Consider the following 20,230-nt stretch of genomic DNA (forward strand, 5'->3'; position numbering starts at 1 on the left):
CGGATCGTCAGATCAGGTCTACGGTGAAGTGCCATGGAGACCATGAAGACTGTGGAGACCGTGGAGAGCTTCCCGAAGATCATCTCGGTGGACGACCACACGGTGGAGCCGCCGCACGTCTGGCAGGACCGGCTCCCGTCGAAGTACCGGGACTCGGGCCCGCGCGTAGTCCGCGCCCCCCTCAAGGAGATGACCTTCCTCGGCGGCAAGTTCGCTCCGGTCATGGGTGCGCCGGGGGACGAGGGGCCGGTCGGCGACTGGTGGGTGTACGAGGACCTGCACCGCCCGCTGACAAGGCTGGACACGGCAGTCGGATACTCCCGGGACGAGATCCGTCTGGAAGTGATCACGTACGAGCAGATGCGGCCGGGCTCGTACAGCGTCCCGGAGCGGCTCGCGGACATGGACGTCAACCACGTCCAGTCGGCGCTCTGCTTCCCCACCTTCCCCCGCTTCTGCGGCCAGACGTTCACGGAGGCGTCCGACCGGGAGCTGGCGCTGCTGTCGGTACGGGCGTACAACGACTGGATGGTGGAGGAATGGTGCGGCCCGCGGGCCGGGGGCCGCCTGATCCCCCTGACCCTGATCCCCCTCTGGGACGCGCACCTCGCGGCGGCGGAGGTACGGCGGAACGCGGCGCGGGGCGTACGTGCGGTGGCGTTCTCCGAGATACCCCCGCACCTCGGCCTCCCCTCCATCCACACCGACTACTGGGACCCGTTCCTGGCGGCGTGCGACGAGACGGGCACGGTGATAGCGATGCACATCGGCTCGTCGTCCCGTATGCCCTCGACATCGGCGGACGCGCCCCCGGCCGTCGGCTCCACGATCACCTTCGCCAACTGCTGCTTCTCGATGGTCGACTGGCTGATGAGCGGCAAGTTCGAACGCTTCCCGCGGCTGCGCGTGATGTACGCGGAGGGCCAGATCGGCTGGATCCCCTACATCCTGGAGCGCGCGGACGTCGTCTGGGAGGAGAACCGCGCCTGGGGCGGAGTCGCGGACAAGGTCCACCGCCCCCCGTCCGAACTCTTCGCCGAGCACATCTACGGCTGCTTCTTCGACGACGCGTTCGGCCTCCGGAACCTGGGGGCGATCGGAGTGGGCAACGTCCTGTACGAGACGGACTACCCGCACTCGGACTCCACGTGGCCGAAGTCGAAGGAGGTGGGGGAGGCGCAGATGGCGCATCTTCGGGGGGATGTGGTGGAGCGGATCGTTCGGGGGAACGCGATCGAGCTCCTGTCGCTGGGGGCGGATGGATTGTGGCTGGGGTGATTCCCCCCACCCCGCCCCTTCCCGGTGCTCCGGACTGAGTGTTCTGGAGTGATCGGGTCATGGCGATATCTGCGCTGGTCAGCGCCACGGGGAACTCGCTGGTCTCCACAGAGGGTATGGAGACCAGCACGCCTACAGCAGTAATTCACGCTACCGAGACCCTGCGCGGAGTCCGGTGCATCCGTCTGTCGGTGCGGACGGATGAGACGACGAGCCCCGAGCGTCAGCGCGAGGCCGACGACATCGCGGCGGCAGCCCTCGGTATCGACTTCGGCGAGGTAGGGCTGGTGCATGACAGGTTCCTAGAGCCCGAAAATGCAGTACGACCAGTCCGCACCGCCCCGGTAGTCCCCTCGGACCGCCGGGGCTTTCCCATGCCCGCGCACAGCCACGCAGCGGGCCGCGCGGCGCTCCAGCGTTGCCGGCGAGGGCCACCAATGGGCGCAGTCATGACGGTATGACGGTTCAGGGCCTGTTTCTATTTTTCTCTTAGTTTTCTAAGAAAAACCAGAAAGATCCCTAGAACCGTCATTCCGTCATGGGCAGACCTGGCGGGAATCTGCTGGTCCCCACAACAGAGTGAGAGCGGGTTACCGCGCACCCACCCCAAGGGGGATACCCGGCGGTCCGAGTGCCCGACTCTCTCACCAGCGTTGCCCGTGCACCACGCACCCCGCGTTACCGGGGTGGTCTGCCGGAGTCGTGAGGCAACGCGTGCGGGGACTGCACCGCCCATGAGTAACCCGCCCCCCAGGGCGCGTCGAAGGGGTTGAAGCCGTGCAGTCCCCACGTTGTCCCGCTTCACGGCAAGGGCGACGACCAGCCCGCCTAGCCCAACGGCAAGAGGCGTCGCGCTTAGACCGCGAAGGTTCCCGGTTCGAGTCCGGGGGCGGGCACTCGACAACAACGAGCACCAGGGGACGCACATGCGCTGTATCGACTGCACCGAACCCGCCACAAACCGTGGGCGCTGCAAGACGCACCACACCATCTACGAGGGTCGGGCAAGTGTCCGCGCCCGACGAGCATGCGGTAGGCGACGAACAAAGCGGTTCGACGCTGCGGCACGGCTCCGCCGACGCGTACAGGAACGGGGCTCGGCCTGGTGCGACTGGTGCATGGGCACCTTCCCTGCGGACGGAGTGGACGTGGATCATGTGCGCCCGCTGTCCCTCGGCGGCGAGGACATAGACAGCAACGTTCAGGTGCTGTGCCACGAGTGCCACCAGCTCAAGACAGCTACGGAGTTCGGGGCGGAATCAGGGCGACTCGGGCTCCAGCGAAGGAAAGTACTTATCGAGCGGTTGAGAATTCCTTAGAAATCCAACACGGAGTTTAAGAAGTTGACTGCTTCGCGGAAATGCTATCTGCACCAGCGCCCAGCGGCTTTCATTTGTTTGAACACAAAGACTTTTGTCATATCCGAGAGAGTTAACGATGATGCCGCTCGAGAGCTTTGCTCGCGTTGAACAATATGGGATATCGGAATTAGTGATGATCCCGAACTTTACGCCCTCGTCGATCCTGCCCTGTATTGGATACTTCCTCAAAAGTCCCGCAATGTGGACGATGTCGGTACTGCTGTTTGCATACGTAGCCACCTCCCTTCCGTCGATATCCAACGCTCCCTGTTGCAGCAGGGATACATCATATATCCCCGTCATGAACCGGTCATTCTCTCGGATGTCGATGGTGGGGCTGGGAGCTGGACCTTGCGGCTCCCCACTGCTCGGGCTGCTGGAGCGGGACGAAGCCGTCTTGGTGGGAGAAGCAGGATGGGATGGTCCTGGGGAATCAGACGTTAGGATTAGAGGAACAACGACTGCGGTCACGGCCAATGCATTCGCCACTCACCCAATAAATGTGGGCGAGCGAAGAATTCTCCTCCAAGTTTGACTGGTACCCGTATCGCCATGATCTCCGGCGCTTCCGCCATCAGCACTCATGGCCCCCCCAGGATGTATCTACTACGCGTGAGTGCGCCCATCGTGGCAGCGCCTCGGCGGAAGTAACGGGACTTTACGGGACCGTTACTTGGGCTACCTAGGTTCACCATCAGCTCGCTAGGAGGTTGGCGTCTCCCAGTGGCCGCTGGCTCAGTGCACTGGTCGGCCCTCTACCTCTGCCATGAGGAGCCGGAGGGTCAGGGAGTGCTTTTCGGGGGGCAGGGCTTCCAGAGCGGCCCGCGAGTAAGTCACCCCTCCCGCACTGTCCCCGGACCGGGCGATCATCAGCCCCCGGTGCATTTCAAGGTGAGTGGCGAATCGGGGTAGCGTCCGGGGCAGTTCTGTCCGTGCCGCATCCTGTGCCTCAATGGCCGTCTTCTCGTCCCCGAGCCGGGCGGCAAGGAGTGAGATGAAGACGTTGACTCGCCACCAGGGCACGGCGTAGTCGCTGGTCTGTTCGTACGAGCCCGTTTTGTCGAAGACTCGTCGGCCTTGCTCCAAGAGCTTCCGCGCAGTGTTGTGGTCTCCGTGGATCGCCGCTGCATGGGCCTTGCCGAAGACGGCATTCAGTAGCCCAAGTGATGGCTTGTCGCTGATCGCTATTGCCTGATCGGCCAGCATGTCAGCAACGCCGAGGGATGCCCCCTCGTAGCCCAGGGCAATAGCCGCGCGACCCCGGACCCACACGCGCACTGCCTCGTCTCCGGACTGGTCGGCGGCCTTAGCCGCCATGCGGTACCAGTGGACGGCCTTGGAGCCGTCCGACCCCGGAAACGTCTTGGCGTACAGGGTCATTAACCGGGATGCCACAGACCAGAGTTGGGGTGCGTCGAGTTGCTGCTGCACGGTAACCAATTCCGCGCTGACCCGCCGCTGAATGTCGGCAGCGCCCAAACTCATGTACTCGGTACCGTACGTGTCCAGCTTGGCCTCCCAGGCATCCGCTGTGGGACCGCCGGACAGGCGGGCGGCGAACCCTGCGGACAGCAGGTCTGAGGCCACGACAGGGGCTATGGCGGCTCCGGCTGCATCGGTCAGGAACGTACGGCGCTTCACTTCACCCTCAAGCACTGCTAGGGGCACGTCGAGGACTGCGGACATGCACCGCAGATAGAACGGGCCAGGCGTGACCTTGGAACGTTCCCAACGGCTCAGATACTCCCGATCGAGATTCGTCCCGAAGGCGTCGTTGATCGCCGACGCTAGCCGCCCCTGGCTCCATCCGCGAGCGTTCCGAAGGTCTGCGATCAGTTCCCCGATGGCCATGGGCCCATCTTGCCCCCACAGCTGCCCCTAGGCGGGTGGTGGACAGGCCGCATTAGCGACTTGCCCCTAGAGATGCCCCTACGCAGTCAGGCGGCTGGGCGGGACGATCCCGGCACGACCAGAGGGACGGCGAGAAACCATGGCTGACAACTGGACCCCAATCACAGGCGCGTACGCGGTGGACACGGCAACCGGCCGGATCGGCGAGGTGCGCCAAATGTTCGAGGGATCGGCGTACCTCGTTCCGCCGGGTGGTGGTGCTGAGTGGGCCGTGGCCCCTTGCGCCCTGCGTCCGCTGACCACCGACGAGACGCGGCGGGCGCAGGTGTGGACGCGCCCGGTAAGAACGGTGCAGCGGTGAGCGCCCAGTGGGTGCCCGCACCGGGCACGCTGGTGAAGGACACGGCGGCGGGGCGGCTCGGGGAAGCCGTGGCGTGGGACGCGGAAACGCGCCTGGTCACGTTGGCGCCGCTCAAGGGTGGGCATACGTGGGAGACCGGAGTGTCTCGCCCGCCGAACGAGCTGGATCGGCTGCGCGCCCGGATCTTAAGAGCGGGGCGGCCGTGAGCGTTCGCAGCACGTTGCGCGCGGTGGTCTACAAGGTGCTGCGCCACCCTGACGGCGAGGTGACTATGACGGCCCGCTGCATGAGCGGCGGCGGGTGTCGCTGGGAATTGGCTCCGACTCCGGACCTTGAGGCGGGGGCGGTGGCGCTGATGTCCCACACCGCCGAGACGGGTCATGCGATCTTCGCGCGCCGCTTGGAAGACATGGCGTGTGTCGTCCTCAACAACGCGCAGGAACAGGCCCGCCGTGTTGCGGTCAACGCGCTGGAGCGGGCGGCCAAGGGCCCCGTCGAGCACGCGCGGGCGGAGACGTGAGACGCGCCTTTGTGCACCTGGGCGTCACCCTGGCGGCCGTTCGGAATCCGCTCACCACTCCCAAGCCCCGTCCCGGCCCCGTGCACAGGCTCCGCTACAGGACCGGGACGGTCCAACCAACCCATCGAATGGAAGGCAACCCGATGACCGTTGTCAGCGAGTTAGCACCAGCCGGCGACCTCAAGCCGAGTGCCCGGCAACTGATCGCAGACGAGAGCTTCGAAGGTGCCATGCGTATGGTGCAGCGCGCCAACCCAGACATCAACGAAGCTCTGGCAGGGCGAATCGTCGATGAAGCCCTCAAGTTCGTGGCGGCAGCGGCGGGCAACAAGACGCCCGGTCTCGCCCTTCGGCCTTCACGGATCGTCGACGAGGGATGGCATGCCCTGATCCAGGACACGCGCGCCTATATGCGGCTGACGGACGAACTCGGAAGGTTCGTCCACCACGTACCGGAGACCCCGGCGACGAAGCAGCACGACGAAGCGACGGTGATCCGGACGCTGAGCGCTATCGAACGCGCGGGGTACGTCCCGGACTTGTACCTGTGGGCCAAGGAAACGCAGACGGAGGTACTGGTGTCCGCCGACTGCATGCACAGCGAGTGCACCGAGGGAGGGTCGGGCTGCTCGGCTCCGCCGCAAGCCGTCTGAGTGACCTGCGGCGGGATTGTCCCCAACTTGCTGGTGCCGCTCTACAGTTGACTACGGTCCGTCAGGAGGGAACTGCAGTGAGCGAAGAAGGCGGAGCGCTCCGCAGATGGGATGACCCTCGGTACAGCAAGCTACTGGGGAGCTGGCAGCGGCTTCGGGTCGAAAGGCGCCCCGGAAGGCGCCCCCGTCGATTCTGTCCGCACGGTCTCGGGGTGACCCTCACGGTCGCCCCTGAGACAGGTAAACCGTTCAACGTCGGGTGCGCTTCCTGCAACTTGTCGGAAGACTGAGCCAGCAGCGTGGCCCGCTCATCTGTCCCTCGGTGGCGGTGAGCGGGCTTCCCTTCGTTCAGTCCTGATGGCTACTGAGTCTCGGCGTCTTTGTTCGTCGACTCGCCCGGACCGACAACGAACGTGCCCTTACCCCACTCAGTTCGGACGAGCCCGCGTTCCCTGAGTACCCGCACCGCTCGGCGGGCGGTCTCGCGCGCAACTTTGAACCGCGCGCACAACTCCGCTTCGGACGGGATGCGGTCGCCCGCTTTGCACTTCTTTGCCTTGATGTCCGTAGCATCGGGGCTTCCCTGAACCCTCCGGGGGTGGGGGAGGCGGCTCTCCAGGGGCCTGCGGCCCTGGACCCCCGGGCGGGGCCTGCGGGGCCCCTGCACCCCGGTCTCCGTTTGTCTGCGGGCCGTCCTCGGCTGGTCGCGCAGTTCCCCGCGCCGCTGGAAGCGCCCCTCCGGGCCGCCCAGGGGATGCCGCGCAGCGGCACTCAAGGGGCGCGGGGAACGGCGCGAGCAACCCAGCACGATCCGCAGACAACGACGAACCCCTTCAGGGGCGCGGGGAACCGCGCGACCAGCCACACGCGGCCCGCACACGAACACCGGTCCAAGAAGGGGCGCGGGGAACTGCGCGATCAGCCACACACGACCCGCAGGCGAAGCGCCCGGCGCCCTTGTACGTGCCCCCGGCCACCCCCCACCATCCCCCCATGAACCCCCAGACCGCACAGCAGATCCTCACCGACAACTTCGCCCCCTGGGTCCTCGACCTCAACCTCGTCGTCGTCGAGGTCGGCGCCGCGCATGCCGTGCTGCGGCTGCCCTGGGACGCGCGGCTGGCGCGGGACGGGGGAGGGATGTCGGGGCAGGCCATGATGGCCGCCGCCGATACCGCCACCGTCATCGCCGTCTCCGCCGCCCGGGGCACTTACGGGCCCATGACCACCGTCCAGCAGTCGACCAGTTTCCAGCGGGCCGTCGTCGGCGCGGACGTACTCGTCGACGCGCGCGTCACCAAGCTCGGCAAGCGCATGGCGTTCGCGGAGATCACGCTCACCGCCGAGGGCGCGGACGAGCCCGCCGCCCGGGCCAGTACCGTCTACGCCCTCTTGGGGTAGCCCCGGATGCCAAGGACGCCCCCGCGTCCCCGGCCTTGCCTGACGGCACGTCAGATAGCAAGCTGGGCACGGCGGTTGCGTGACGGGCCGTCAGGTGTACGTACGGTCCGCCCACGTCAAGGAGGCCCGGTGCCAGCGCACGCGCTCGTGTACGGGATGCAGCTCCCCATCCAGTCCCAGAGCACCCTCTACGCCGAACCCTGGGAAGCCGGCGCCACCCCGGACGACCTCGCCGAGATCGCGCGGGCCGCCGACCGCGCGGGCTTCCACTATCTCGCCACCTGCGACCACGTCGCCATCCCCCGCCGGCTCGCGGGCGCGATGGGCACCACCTGGTACGACCCCGTCGCCACCCTCGCCTACCTCGCGGCGATCACCACCCGCACCCTCCTCCTCAGCCACGTCGCAGTCGTCGGCCTGCGCCACCCCCTCCTCACCGCCAAGCAGTACGCGACCCTCGACCACCTCAGCGGCGGCCGACTGGTCCTCGGTGTGGGGGCCGGTCACGTACAGGAGGAGTTCGAGGTCCTCGGGGCGGACTTCGAGGGCAGGGGGGCCGTGCTCGACGAGACGATCGACGCGCTGCGAGCCGCGCTGGGGCCGGAGGAGTTCCCCGAGTTCCACGGTCGGCGATTCCATTTCCAGGACCTCGGGCAGCGTCCACGGCCCGCGCAGGAGCGCGTGCCCATCTGGGTCGGCGGATCCTCGCCCGCCGCCGTCCGGCGCGCCGCCCTGCGCGGCGACGGCTGGCTGCCGCAGGGCGACCCCCGTCACAAACTGTCCCACCAGATAGCCCGGATCAGGGAGTTGCGGGAGAGGAACGGCATCGAGGGGCCCTTCTGCGTCGGCGCCATCGCGGAGCCCCTGTACGTCGGCGAGGCGCGCTGGGACCTCGGGCGCCGCACCCTCAGCGGCAAGCCCGACGCCCTCGCCGACTCCCTGCGCGAGTACGCCGCGCTCGGCGTCCGCCAGATCCAGCTGCGCTTCCGCTCCCGCGGCCGCGCCGAACTCATCGATCAGATCGCGGCGTTCGCCGCCGATGTGGCCCCACACCTCACCTAGGGAGCACGGACATGGGCAAGCTGGACGGGCGGGTCGTCCTCGTCACGGGCGCGGCGCGCGGGCAGGGCGAGCAGGAGGCGCGGCTCTTCGCGGCCGAGGGCGCCAAGGTGGTCCTCGCGGACGTGCTGGACGACCAGGGCGAGGCCGTGGCCAAGGAACTGGGCGCGGAGTCGGCCCGGTTCGTCCACCTCGACGTCAGCCGGGAGGAGGAGTGGGTCGCCGCCGTCGTCTTCGCCAAACAGGCCTTCGGGCACCTGGACGGCCTCGTCAACAACGCGGGCATCCTCCGCTTCAACGAGCTCGTCGCCACCCCCCTGGAGGAGTTCCAGCAGATCATCCAGGTCAACCAGGTGGGTGCCTTCCTCGGCATCAAGTACGCGGCGCCCGAGATCGAGGCGGCCGGCGGCGGCACCATCGTCAACACAGCCTCGTACACCGCGCTCACCGGCATGGCGTACGTCGGCGCGTACGCCGCCACCAAGCACGCCATCCTCGGCCTCACCCGGGTCGCGGCGGTGGAGCTCGCGGCGAAGGGGATCCGGGTGAACGCGGTCTGCCCCGGGGCCGTGGACACCCCGATGACCAACCCGGCGGCCCTCGACCCGACGGCCGACCCCGAGGAGGCCAAGGAGGCGGTGGCCGAGCTCTACAAGCGGCTGGTGCCGCTGGGGCGGATCGGCCGGCCGGAGGAGGTCGCGGCGCTCGCGCTCTTCCTGACCAGCGAGGACTCCGCGTACATCACGGGCCAGCCGTTCGTGATCGACGGGGGCTGGCTGGCGGGGGTGAGCCTGTTCTGACGAGGTCTGACGTGGTGTCAGGTATTGACGGGGCGGTGGCCCGGTGGAACAGTCGCAGCATCGACCTATCTGACGGTGTGTCAGATTAAATCAGGTTCAGAAATTGGCGACGACGGACAGGGACGGTGAACCTCCTTGGAATTCGGGCTGTTTGTACAGGGATACGTGCCCGTGGCACGCTCGTCGGTCGACCCCCAGGCGGAGCACAAGGCGCTCATGGAGGAGACCGAATACGTCATCCAGGCGGACAAGTCCGGCTTCAAGTACGCCTGGGCCTCCGAGCACCACTTCCTGGAGGAGTACTCGCACCTGTCGGCCAACGAGGTCTTCCTCGGCTACCTCGCCCACGCCACCGAGCGCATCCACCTCGGCTCGGGCATCTTCAACCCGCTCGCGCCGGTCAACCACCCGGTCAAGGTCGCGGAGAAGGTCGCGATGCTCGACCACCTCAGCGAGGGGCGCTTCGAGTTCGGCTCGGGGCGGGGCGCCGGCTCCCACGAGATCCTGGGGTTCATGCCGGGCATCACCGACATGAACCACACCAAGGAGATCTGGGAGGAGACCATCGCGGAGTTCCCCAAGATGTGGCTCCAGGACGAGTACGTGGGGTTCCAGGGCAAGCACTGGTCGCTGCCGCCGCGCAAGATCTTCCCCAAGCCGTACGGGAAGTCGCACCCGGCGATGTGGTACGCGGCCGGGTCCCCGTCGTCGTACGCCATGGCCGCCAAGAAGGGCCTGGGCGTCCTCGGCTTCTCCGTCCAGAAGGTCTCGGACATGGAGTGGGTCCTGGAGCAGTACAAGACGGCGATACGGGAGGCGGAGCCGATCTCCGACTTCGTCAACGACAACGTGATGGTGACGTCGACGGCGATCTGCGCCGAGACGCACGACAAGGCGGTGGCCATTGCCGCGGCGGGCGGGCTGAACCGGCTCCAGTCGCTGGTGTTCCGCTACCACGACACGTTCCCGCGGCCCGACGGTGTGCCGGAGTGGCCCGAGCTGCTGCCCGAGTACACGACCGAGATCATCGAACTCCTCATCGCCGAGGAGCTGATGATCTGCGGCGATCCTGACGAGGTCACGCGGCAGTGCAAGCGGTGGGAGCAGGCGGGGGCGGATCAGCTGTCGTTCGGGCTGCCGATCGGGGTGCCCTACGAGGACACGATGAACACGATCCGGCTGATCGGGGAGCATGTGATTCCGAAGATCGATACGGATCCGGTGCACCGTACGACCCGATTCCGCGAGGCTGCGGGCGCCTGAGCGGGTTCCCGGGCTGCGGGCTGTCCGTGGCTGGTCGCGCCCACGCGGCGGAGCCGCACGATGGCACAGCCCCGCGCCCCTTTTCGGCCCGGTGTTCGTCTGCGGGCCGGTGGGGGTTGCTCGCGCAGTTCCCCGCGCCCCTAGGGCGTGTTTCGAAAGTCCCGTCTGCCCGGCGGCGTCTGGCACGCACGCTCGCCGCGTTGTCGGGATCACCCCGATACAACCAGTATCGGGGCGACCCTCCGCCTTGCGATCGCACGCACCAGACGCCGCCGGGCCCGCCCTTCGGGCGGACGACGCTACTTTCGAAACACGCCCTAGAAGTGCACCCCTCCGGGGCGCCCACGGGATGCCGCGCAGCGGCATTTGAGGGGCGCGGGGAACTGCGTGACCAGCCGAGGACGGCCCGCAGACGAACGGAGACCCCGGGGCGGAGCCCCGAAGGGGGAGCCGGGGGCGCAGCCCCCGGGTGAACCCACCAAAAAGGAACGCGGGGCCCGCGTCTTCCCGGACCGCTCGCCCCGTCCACCCCGGCCGGAGGCCACCCCGGCGGCGGCCCGCCGCGCGTGACCCCCGGCCGGGGCACACCCACGCTCCGGAGGAGCCGGAAGAGAGGGACAGCATGCTCGACCACCTGATCCGGCGCGCGACCGTCGTCGACGGAACCGGCGCCCCCGCCTACACCGCCGACGTGGCCGTACACGAAGGCCGCATCGCGGAGATCGCCGAGCCCGACACCCTCGCCCCGCAGACCGCCCGTACCAGCGAGGACGCCCACGGCCTCGTCCTGGCCCCCGGCTTCGTCGACCCCCACACCCACTACGACGCCCAGCTGTTCTGGGACCCGTACGCCACGCCCTCCATGAACCACGGCGTCACCACCGTCGCCGGCGGCAACTGCGGCTTCACCCTCGCCCCTCTCCACCCCGGCCGCCCGGAGGACGCCGACTACACCCGGCGGATGATGGCCCGGGTGGAGGGCATGGCGCTGAAGGCGCTGGAGGACGGGGTCGACTGGGGCTGGTCGACGTTCGGGGAGTACCTCGACGCGCTCGACGGGCGCATCGCCGTCAACGCCGGTTTCATGGTGGGGCATTGTGCGTTGCGCCGGTACGTCATGGGGCCCGACGCCGTCGGCGGGCAGCCCACCGCCGAGCAGCTCGACGCGATGCTGCGCCTCCTCCACGACGCCATGGACGCGGGGGCCTGGGGTCTTTCCACCACCCAGTCGTCCACCCACTCCGACGGCGACGGCCACCCCGTGGCCTCCCGGCACGCCCGGCCCGCCGAGCTCCTGGCCCTCTCCAAGGCGGTCGGGCAGCACGAGGGCACCCAGATCGAGGCGATCGTGGCCGGGTGCCTGGACCAGTTCTCGGACGACGAGATCGATCTCTTCGTGGAGATGTCCGGCGCCGCCGGGCGGCCCCTCAACTGGAACGTCCTCACCATCGACGCGGCCGTCCCCGAGCGCGTCCCGCGCCAGCTCGCCGCGAGCGAGCGCGCCCGCCGGGCCGGCGGCCGGATCGTCGCGCTGACCATGCCGATCCTCACCCCGATGAACATGTCGCTCGGCACCTTCTGCGCCCTCAACCTCATCCCGGGGTGGGGGGACATACTCGACCTGCCCATCCCCGAGCGGATCGCGAGGCTGCGCGACCCCGCCGTACGCGCCGAGATGCTGCGCCGCGCCAAGAGCAAGGAGGCCGGGGTCTTCCGGCGACTCGCCGACTTCGGCCGGTACGTCATCGGGGACACGTACTCCGGGGCCAACGCGGGGCTCACCGGTCGCGTGGTGCGCGACATCGCCGCCGAGCGCGGCCAGGACCCCTTCCACTGCCTGGTCGAGATCTGCGCCAACGACCGGCTGCGGACCGTCCTGTGGCCCATGCCGACCGACAACGACCCGGCCAGCTGGGCCCTGCGGCAGCAGACCTGGCAGCACGAGGACGTCCTGCTCGGCGGGTCCGACGCGGGCGCCCATCTGGACCGGATGTGCGGCGCCCCGTACACCACGCGCTTCCTCGGGGACTGTCTGCGCGGCCGCAAGCTGGTCCCCCTTGAGCAGGCGGTGAAGATGCTCAGCGACGACCCGGCGCGGCTGTTCGGGCTGCGGGAGCGGGGGCGCATCGAGGAGGGATACCACGCCGACCTCGTCCTCTTCGACCCCGAGCGCATCGAGGCAGGCCCGGCCACCCTCGTCCACGACCTGCCCGGCGACAGCCCGCGCCTGGACTCCAAGGCGATCGGTGTCGTCTCGGTCCGCGTCAACGGCGTCGAGACGATCCGCGACGACGTGGTGACGGGCGCGGTGCCGGGCACGGTCCTGCGCTCCGGCCGTGACACGAGGACGGTGTCCGTCAAATGAGCCTGTATGAGCCCAGGTTGTTCGTCGGTGGTGAGTGGGTCGAGCCTGACGGCGGGCAGTACGAGATCCTCGACCCCGCCACCGAGGAGGTCGTCGGCCTCGCCCCCGAGGCGAGCCGCGCGCAGGTGTACGCGGCGGCCGCCGCCGCCCGGGAGGCCTTCGACGGCTGGTCCCGCACCGCCCCCGAGGAGCGCGCCGCGATCCTCGACCGGGCGGCGGACGTCATCCAGCGCGAGTTCACCCCGTACGCCGAACTCGCCCGCGCCGAGACCGGCGCCACCACCGCGACCGCGCGCGGGATGCAGGTCGCGGTGGGCGCGGCCCGCTTCCGGCGGTACGCGAAGGGCGCCCTGGAGCCGGTCGAGAGCGCCGTCCCGCCGCAGATCAACGAGGCCGGGCCGATGGGGCGGGCGGGCGTCTTCGGGGCCGTCGCCGTCCGGCAGCCCGTCGGGGTGGTCACCTGTATCACCTCGTACAACAACCCCTGGGCCAACCCGGCCGGCAAGGTCGCGCCCGCGCTCGCCATGGGCAACACGGTGGTCGTCAAACCCGCCCCCCAGGACCCCCTGTCCGTCTTCCGCATGGCCGAGGCGCTGGCGGAGGCGGGGGTGCCGAGAGGGGTGGTGAACGTGGTCACCGGCTCGGCCCCGGCCGTCGGGGAGGCGGCCGTGGACTCCCCGGACGTCGACATGGTCAGCTTCACCGGCTCCACCGCCGTCGGGCAGCGCATCGCGGAGGTGTGCGGCCGGGGCATGAAACGCCAGCTCATGGAGCTCGGCGGCAAGGGCGCGGCCATCGTCTTCGAGGACGCGGACCTGGGGTCGGCGGTGATGGGCATCGGCACCACGTTCTCGTTCTACAGCGGCCAGATCTGCACCGCCCCGACCCGGGTCCTGGTCCACCGCTCCGTACACGACCGGCTCGTCGAGCAACTCGCCGTCCACATCGGCCACTTGAAAGTCGGCGACCCGACGGCGACGGGCACGGCGGTGGGACCGGTGATCTCGGCCGCGCACCGCGACCGCGTCGAGTCGTACGTGGAGCTCGGCCGCAAGGAAGGCGCGCGGGTCGTCGCGGGCGGCGAACGGCCGTCCCTGGAGCGGGGCTTCTACGTCGCCCCCGCCCTCCTCGCCGACTGCACCAACGACATGCGGGTGGTCCGCGAGGAGATCTTCGGGCCGGTCGTGGCCGTGGTCCCCTTCGACGACGAGGAGGAGGCCGTGGCCCTCGCCAACGACAGCGACTACGGCCTCCTCGACTACGTCTGGTCCGGTGACGTGGCCCGCGCCTTCCGCGTCGCGCGGCGGTTGCGCGCGGGCGGCGTCGGAGTGAACACCATCGGCCGCAACATGGAGGCGCCGTTCGGCGGATTCAAGAGGAGCGGCGTGGGACGAGATGTCGGCTCGTACGCCCTGCACGCGTACAGCGAGCTGCAGGCGATCGTCTGGCCGGGTTAAGCACTCCGAGTGCGTCGTCTGCGGGCCGGTGGGGGCCGGTCACGCCCACGCGGCGGAGCCGCACAATGCCACAGCCCCGCGCCCCTAAAGCCCGTGGCTGAGCCATGTTCTCCGGCTGCGGCGTACTACTCAAGGGGCGCGGGGAACTGCGCGACCAGCCCACGACGGCCCGCAGTCGACGAACGACAAACCGAGCCGATCTCCTAGTCGCCCAGGAACACCGGGTTGGTGAAGGCGGCCAGCGGCCCCGGGAGCCCTGGCACCAGCGGCGCGTGGCGGACCTCGGCCCGTACATAGGTCGCGTACGACGCCGTGGTCCGCCACTCCACCGCCCCCGCCCCCGAAGCGGGCAACGGCATGGAGAACAGCGTCCCCTGGTCCGTGACGAACCCCGCCGTGCACCCCGGCGCGCCGGTGACGTCCAGACGCACGGTGACCGGCTCCTCCGGAGCCACCCGCAACCGCTCGCCGATGCCCGCGTGCCCGCCCCGCCCGCCCGACACCGTGAAGGCGAGGGAGACGGCCGAGGACTCCGCCACATAGGAGTGGCCCGCCTTCAGGCCCGCCTGGATCGCCTCCCGGGACAGGTCGTCGGCGAGGACGACCGTCTGGGGGCCGCCGATGCGGTCGGGGTCGCGGTGGGCGTCGCTGTTGCCCATCGCGGGAACCCAGCGACCACCCGAACGCCCGGCCACCGCCAACGTGTTGTCCCACTCCTGGAGTGAGACCTCGTCGTCCGGCGTGTACGGGCCGTTCCACACCTCCACCGCGTCCGCCTCGCCGAACCCGAACTTCCAGTTGCAGCCGACGCAGGTGGCGTGCGGATGGGCCGGGACGACCAGGCCCCCGGCGCGGCGGATCTCGCGGGCGAAGCGGCCGAAGCGGTTGTCGCGGGCGCGGTAGCGCCAGTCGACGAAGGTGCCCGGGTCGACGCCGAGCGCCAGCACGTGCCCGTTGCGGGTGGTGATCTCCTCGCCGGTGAGGATCAGCAGGTCGTCGCCCCACAGGCCCTCCCAGGCCGGGTGCGAGGCGTGGGTGTTGTGGTCGGAGGTGTTGATGAAGTCCAGGCCCGCCGCCCGGGCGAGCGCGGCGATCTCGGCCGGGGTGCGCCTGCCGTCCGAGTACCAGGAGTGGAGGTGGCAGTCACCCCGGTACCAGGCCCGGCCCCGCCCCTTGGCCCGGGTCGGCGGGTACACCGGCGCCGGCGTGCTGCCCCGCTCGCCGGACTTCAGGGTGATCGTCACCGTGTACGGCAGGCCCCCGGGCGCGACCGTGTAGGGGCCGAGCGCGATGTGCCAGGTCCCGGCGCGCACCGGGCCGGGGAGGTAGCCGGGGGTCGCCGCGTCCGCGCGGATGAAGAACTCGGTGCGGGCGCCGCCCGACCAGCCCCGGAAGCCCCGGCCGCCCAGCTCGGTGCCGCGCTCGTCGAAGACGCCGATGTCCAGGGCGTTGTTCTGGGTGCCCGCCGGGACCGTCGCCTTCTCGTACGAGTACGACACCGCGATCTCGCGCACCCCGCGCGGGATCTCCACCGGCAGATAGACGAAGTCGGGCGCGCCGGGCGGCAGGGTGCCGGTGACGACCCGGGTCCGCTCGGCGGGGGTGCCGCTGTCGCTGCCGGGGGCCGCGTTCGCGAAGCTCACGGTTCCCAACGTAAGCGCGGTGGCGGCTCCCGTCACGAACAGTCCGCGCCGTCCGATGGTCCGGTCGGCGCTGCTGTCCGCGCTGCTGTCGTCCTGGGCTCTGTCCTCGGATCCGGTCATGGCCTGTGCTCCCAGCGGGATGGAAGGGGTGCCTGTCGGTTCGTGTGCGTGTCCGCTCACAGTCGTACGCGCGCGTGAACTCCGGGGCAAGGGGCGGCGGTTGGGCGGTGGCCGGTCCGTGGCCGGTCCGTGGCGGTGGTGGCCCGGACGGCTCCCTTGCACCTGCGGGAGCAGGGGGCTAAGAAGTGGGCATGCGTATCGCCACCACGATCTTCCTCACCGACGAGACGATCACCCCCGTCCGGCTCGCCCGCGAGCTGGAGGAGCGCGGATTCGCCGGGCTGTATCTGCCGGAGCACACGCACATCCCCGTAGAACGGCTCTCGCCGTACCCGCCGGGCGGCGAGCTGCCGCGCCAGTACGGCCGCACCCTGGACCCGTTCGTCGCGCTCGGGCAGGCGGCCGCCGTCACCGAGTCGCTGGGCCTGGGCACCGGCATCACGCTGGTCGCCCAGCACGACCCGGTCGACCTGGCCAAGCAGGCCGCCACCCTGGACCACCTCTCGGGCGGCCGCTTCACGCTCGGCGTCGGCTACGGCTGGAACCGCGAGGAGGCCGCCGACCACGGTGTGGAGTGGTCCACGCGCCGCGAGCTGGTGCGGGACCGCATGGCGCTGATGCGGGCGCTGTGGGCCGAGAAGCCCACCGCGTACGAGGGCGCCTTCGGCTCGGTGCGGGCCAGCGAGGCGCATCCCAAGCCGGTGCGGAACGGGGCGCCGCGCGTCCTGGTCGGCGGCGCGGCCGGGCCCAAGCTGTTCGCGGCGGTCGCGGAGTACGCGGACGGCTGGCTGCCGATCGGCGGCGGCGGGCTCACCGACTCCCTGCCGCTGCTGCGCCGGGCGTGGGAGGAGGCGGGCCGCGCCCCGGACGAGCTGCGGATCGTTCCGTACGCGGTGCTCCCCTCGCCCGGAAAGATCGCCCACTACACGGAGCTGGGCATCGAGGAGATCGTCCTCCAGCTGCCGTCCGCCGACGAGACGGCCGTACTGAAGGTGCTGGACGAGTTCGCGCCGTACGTGCAGGTCCCGTACGTGTGAGGGCGTGGGAGCCGGGACCCGGGCGTGGGCCCGGCCCCCACGGCCGTCGGCCGAGCGGCAGGTCCAGGTACGACGGGTCCTCGGCGTCCGCCGCGATGTCGATGGTGGCGCGCGGCTGGTCGGCGTCGCCGTGGAACGGGTCGGGTCGCTGGCGTCGACCACGAGCAGCGGCCGGTGCCCGGCCGGCACGTCGTAGCCGGTGGCCTGGAGCGGGACCTCGGCCCGCACCCGCTGCCCGGGCCCCTCGCCGAGGTGGGTGAAGGGCGTGCGGGACGATGTGCGCCGCGCCGCCGGGGGACACGCCGAAGAGGTGGGCGATCGGCGTCGAGCGGTGGGCGCTCGCCGTGTACGCGAGGCACTCGGGGAGCTTGGCCGGAAATGTGCGCGAACGAGAACATCCTGGGCGCCACGCCGCCGCCCGGGGACCGCTCGTATGCTCGGGGGATGACTTCCAGCGCGCAGCGACCGCAGGCAGACGCACCGACCGCCAACGCGATGCGGCGCGCGCTGAAACGTGCCCGGGACGGCGTCGCGCTGGACACCACCGAGGCGGCCGTGCTGCTCCGGGCACGCGGCGAGGACCTGGCCGACCTGGCGGCCTCGGCCGCGCGGGTGCGGGACGCGGGCCTCGACGCCGCAGGCCGCCCGGGGGTCATCACGTACTCCAAGAGCGTCTTCATCCCGCTCACCCGGCTGTGCCGGGACAAGTGCCACTACTGCACCTTCGTCACCGTCCCCGGCAAGCTGCGCCGGGCCGGGCACGGGATGTTCATGTCCCCCGACGAGGTCCTCGCCATCGCCCGCCGGGGGGCCGAACTCGGCTGCAAGGAAGCCCTGATCACCCTCGGCGACAAGCCGGAGGACCGCTGGCCCGAGGCCCGCGAGTGGCTGGACGCGCACGGCTACGACGACACGATCGCCTACGTACGGGCCATCTCCATCCGCATCCTGGAGGAGACCGGCCTGCTGCCGCACCTCAACCCGGGGGTGATGTCGTGGACCGACTTCCAGCGCCTGAAGCCCGTGGCCCCGTCGATGGGCATGATGCTGGAGACCACCGCCACCCGCCTCTGGTCCGAGCCGGGCGGCCCGCACCACGGCTCGCCGGACAAGGAACCGGCCGTCCGGCTGCGGGTTCTGGAGGACGCGGGCCGCTCGTCCGTGCCGTTCACCAGCGGGCTGCTCATCGGGATCGGCGAGACGTACGAGGAGCGCGCCGAATCGCTGTTCGCGCTGCGCCGCGTGGCGCGGTCCTACCACGGCATCCAGGAACTCATCATCCAGAACTTCCGCGCCAAGCCGGACACCGCGATGCGCGGCATGCCCGACGCGGAGCTGGACGAGCTGGTCGCCACCGTCGCGGTGGCGCGGCACATCATGGGCCCCTCCGCCTGCCTCCAGGCGCCGCCGAACCTCGTCGACAGCGAGTACGGACGGCTGATCGGCGCGGGCATCGACGACTGGGGCGGGGTCTCGCCGCTGACCATCGACCATGTGAACCCCGAGCGGCCCTGGCCGCGGATCGAGCAGCTCGCATCGGAGTCGGCCGCCGCCGGCTTCGAGCTGCGCGAACGCCTGTGCGTCTACCCCGAGTTCGTACAGCGCGGCGAGCCCTGGCTGGACCCCCGGCTGCTGCCGCACGTGCGGGCGCTCGCGGACCCGCAGACCGGCCTGGCGCGTGCCGACGCGGTGGTCGAGGGCCACCCGTGGCAGGAGCCCGAGGAGGCCTTCGCCGCCACCGGCCGCACCGATCTGCACCGCACCATCGACACCGACGGCCGCACCTCCGACCGCCGCGACGACTTCGACGAGGTGTACGGCGACTGGGAGGCGCTGCGCGAGGCGGCCGCCCCCGGCATGGTGCCCTCCCGCATCGACACCGACGTACGGGCGGCCCTCGCCACGGCCGCCGACGACCCCACCAGGCTCACCGACGACGAGGCGCTGGCGCTGCTGCACGCGGACGGCCCGGCCCTGGACGCGCTCTGCCGCATCGCGGACGAGCTGCGCCGGGACGTGGTGGGTGACGACGTCACGTACATCGTCACGCGGAACATCAACTTCACCAACGTCTGCTACACCGGCTGCCGCTTCTGCGCCTTCGCCCAGCGCCGCACCGACGCCGACGCGTACACCCTGTCCCTCTCCCAGGTGGCCGACCGGGCCGAACAGGCCTGGGACGTGGGCGCGGTCGAGGTCTGCATGCAGGGCGGGATCCACCCGGATCTGCCGGGCACCGCGTACTTCGACATCGCGCGGGCCGTGAAGGAGCGCGTGCCGGGCATGCACGTGCACGCCTTCTCGCCGATGGAGGTCGTCAACGGCGCGACCCGCACCGGCCTTTCGATACGGGAATGGCTCACCGCCGCCAAGGAGGCGGGCCTCGACTCGATCCCCGGGACGGCCGCCGAGATCCTGGACGACGAGGTCCGCTGGGTCCTCACCAAGGGCAAACTGCCCACCGCCACCTGGATCGAGGTCGTCAAGACCGCCCACGAACTGGGCATCCGCTCCTCCTCGACCATGATGTACGGGCACGTCGACCAGCCCCGCCACTGGCTCGGCCACTTCCGTACGCTCTCCCGCATCCAGCAGGCTGCACTGGATTCTGGGCGGCAGGGCTTCACCGAGTTCGTGACGCTGCCCTTCATCCACACCAACGCGCCGGTCTACCTGGCCGGGATCGCCCGCCCCGGCCCCACCACCCGTGACAACCGCGCGGTGATGGCGATGGCCCGCCTCCTGCTGCACCCGCACATCACCAACATCCAGACCAGCTGGGTGAAGCTGGGCACCGAGGGCGCCGCCGAGATGCTGCGCTCGGGCGCCAACGACCTGGGCGGCACCCTCATGGAGGAGACCATCTCCCGGATGGCGGGGTCGAGTTACGGCTCGTACCGCTCCGTCAAGGACCTGGTCGCCATCGCGGAGGCAGCGGGCCGCCCGGCCCGACCGCGCACCACGCTGTACGGCGAGGTGCCCCAGGAGCGGCAGGACGCGGCCCTCGCCTCCGACGGCCACCTGCCCGAGTTGCTCCCCGTGTTGGGGGACTGAGGGGCCC

At 70.1% G+C, this 20,230-nt stretch carries 17 protein-coding genes and 1 tRNA gene; 14 read left to right on the forward strand and 4 right to left on the reverse strand.

Annotated elements, in window-relative coordinates; genetic code table 11:
* Positions 1-60 precede the first annotated feature (60 nt).
* The 3 genes from ACZ499_RS03405 to ACZ499_RS03415 all read left to right on the forward strand — a co-directional run bounded on the left by ACZ499_RS03405 (position 61) and on the right by ACZ499_RS03415 (position 2,597).
* Positions 61-1,278 (forward strand): amidohydrolase family protein, encoded by a 1,218-nt coding sequence (locus ACZ499_RS03405; RefSeq protein ID WP_468672087.1) that lies wholly within the window; start codon positions 61-63, stop codon positions 1,276-1,278.
* Between the two features lie 822 nt (positions 1,279-2,100).
* Positions 2,101-2,174: transfer RNA gene (locus tag ACZ499_RS03410), tRNA-Leu, on the forward strand.
* Positions 2,175-2,396: 222 nt separating this feature from the next.
* Positions 2,397-2,597 carry an HNH endonuclease gene (locus ACZ499_RS03415; RefSeq protein ID WP_468671750.1) on the forward strand — a complete coding sequence of 67 codons (201 nt, stop codon included), beginning with the start codon at positions 2,397-2,399 and terminating at the stop codon, positions 2,595-2,597.
* Here the strand turns inward: ACZ499_RS03415 and ACZ499_RS03420 are convergent.
* Both ACZ499_RS03420 and ACZ499_RS03425 read right to left on the reverse strand, forming a co-directional pair.
* Complete coding sequence (locus ACZ499_RS03420) at positions 2,538-2,942, reverse strand: hypothetical protein (protein ID WP_468672108.1); 405 nt, start codon at positions 2,940-2,942, stop codon at positions 2,538-2,540. The genes ACZ499_RS03415 and ACZ499_RS03420 overlap by 60 nt on opposite strands.
* 432 nt (positions 2,943-3,374) lie before the next feature.
* Positions 3,375-4,490, reverse strand: a complete 1,116-nt coding sequence (locus ACZ499_RS03425) for a helix-turn-helix domain-containing protein (protein ID WP_468671752.1) — start codon at positions 4,488-4,490, stop codon at positions 3,375-3,377.
* 139 nt (positions 4,491-4,629) lie between these two features.
* On the opposite strand from ACZ499_RS03425, the gene ACZ499_RS03430 reads away from it, so the two are divergent.
* From ACZ499_RS03430 to ACZ499_RS03440, 3 genes are all read left to right on the forward strand, one after another.
* Positions 4,630-4,851, forward strand: a complete 222-nt coding sequence (locus tag ACZ499_RS03430; RefSeq protein WP_468671754.1) for a hypothetical protein — start codon at positions 4,630-4,632, stop codon at positions 4,849-4,851.
* 202 nt (positions 4,852-5,053) lie between these two features.
* Entirely contained in the window at positions 5,054-5,371 is a 318-nt protein-coding gene (locus ACZ499_RS03435) for a hypothetical protein (protein WP_468671756.1), read from the forward strand.
* Positions 5,372-5,514: 143 nt separating this feature from the next.
* Positions 5,515-6,024 (forward strand): glycine-rich domain-containing protein, encoded by a 510-nt coding sequence (locus ACZ499_RS03440; protein ID WP_468671759.1) that lies wholly within the window; start codon positions 5,515-5,517, stop codon positions 6,022-6,024.
* Between the two features lie 361 nt (positions 6,025-6,385).
* On the opposite strand, the gene ACZ499_RS03445 is transcribed toward ACZ499_RS03440, so the two are convergent.
* On the reverse strand, positions 6,386-7,036 hold the full coding sequence (locus ACZ499_RS03445; RefSeq protein WP_468671761.1) for a GntR family transcriptional regulator: 651 nt from the start codon (positions 7,034-7,036) through the stop codon (positions 6,386-6,388).
* Between ACZ499_RS03445 and ACZ499_RS03450 the strand changes: the two genes are divergently transcribed.
* From ACZ499_RS03450 to ACZ499_RS03475, 6 genes are all read left to right on the forward strand, one after another.
* On the forward strand, positions 7,018-7,425 hold the full coding sequence (locus ACZ499_RS03450) for a PaaI family thioesterase (protein WP_468671762.1): 408 nt from the start codon (positions 7,018-7,020) through the stop codon (positions 7,423-7,425). The genes ACZ499_RS03445 and ACZ499_RS03450 overlap by 19 nt on opposite strands.
* Positions 7,426-7,581: 156 nt before the next feature.
* Positions 7,582-8,487, forward strand: coding sequence for an LLM class F420-dependent oxidoreductase (locus ACZ499_RS03455; protein ID WP_468672089.1), 906 nt, complete (start codon positions 7,582-7,584; stop codon positions 8,485-8,487).
* A gap of 11 nt (positions 8,488-8,498) precedes the next feature.
* Positions 8,499-9,284, forward strand: coding sequence for an SDR family NAD(P)-dependent oxidoreductase (locus tag ACZ499_RS03460; RefSeq protein ID WP_468671764.1), 786 nt, complete (start codon positions 8,499-8,501; stop codon positions 9,282-9,284).
* Between the two features lie 135 nt (positions 9,285-9,419).
* Complete coding sequence (locus ACZ499_RS03465; protein ID WP_468409720.1) at positions 9,420-10,547, forward strand: LLM class flavin-dependent oxidoreductase; 1,128 nt, start codon at positions 9,420-9,422, stop codon at positions 10,545-10,547.
* 622 nt (positions 10,548-11,169) lie between these two features.
* Entirely contained in the window at positions 11,170-12,912 is a 1,743-nt protein-coding gene (locus ACZ499_RS03470; RefSeq protein WP_468671766.1) for an N-acyl-D-amino-acid deacylase family protein, read from the forward strand.
* A complete protein-coding gene (locus tag ACZ499_RS03475) occupies positions 12,909-14,369 on the forward strand; it encodes an aldehyde dehydrogenase family protein (protein WP_468671768.1) in 1,461 nt (486 codons plus the stop codon). Before ACZ499_RS03470 ends, ACZ499_RS03475 begins: the two co-directional genes overlap by 4 nt.
* Before the next feature lie 203 nt (positions 14,370-14,572).
* Here the strand turns inward: ACZ499_RS03475 and ACZ499_RS03480 are convergent, their stop codons facing one another.
* Positions 14,573-16,132 carry a CehA/McbA family metallohydrolase gene (locus ACZ499_RS03480; RefSeq protein WP_468671770.1) on the reverse strand — a complete coding sequence of 520 codons (1,560 nt, stop codon included), beginning with the start codon at positions 16,130-16,132 and terminating at the stop codon, positions 14,573-14,575.
* A 191-nt stretch (positions 16,133-16,323) separates the two neighbouring features.
* On the opposite strand from ACZ499_RS03480, the gene ACZ499_RS03485 reads away from it, so the two are divergent.
* Both ACZ499_RS03485 and ACZ499_RS03490 read left to right on the forward strand, forming a co-directional pair.
* The gene (locus tag ACZ499_RS03485; protein ID WP_468671772.1) at positions 16,324-17,169 is read left to right on the forward strand and encodes an LLM class F420-dependent oxidoreductase; all 846 of its coding nucleotides are present in this window, start codon (positions 16,324-16,326) and stop codon (positions 17,167-17,169) included.
* 444 nt (positions 17,170-17,613) lie between these two features.
* Entirely contained in the window at positions 17,614-20,223 is a 2,610-nt protein-coding gene (locus tag ACZ499_RS03490) for a bifunctional FO biosynthesis protein CofGH (RefSeq protein WP_468671774.1), read from the forward strand.
* Positions 20,224-20,230: the final 7 nt, after the last annotated feature.

Source organism: Streptomyces sp. NPDC031265 (genome assembly GCF_055570295.1).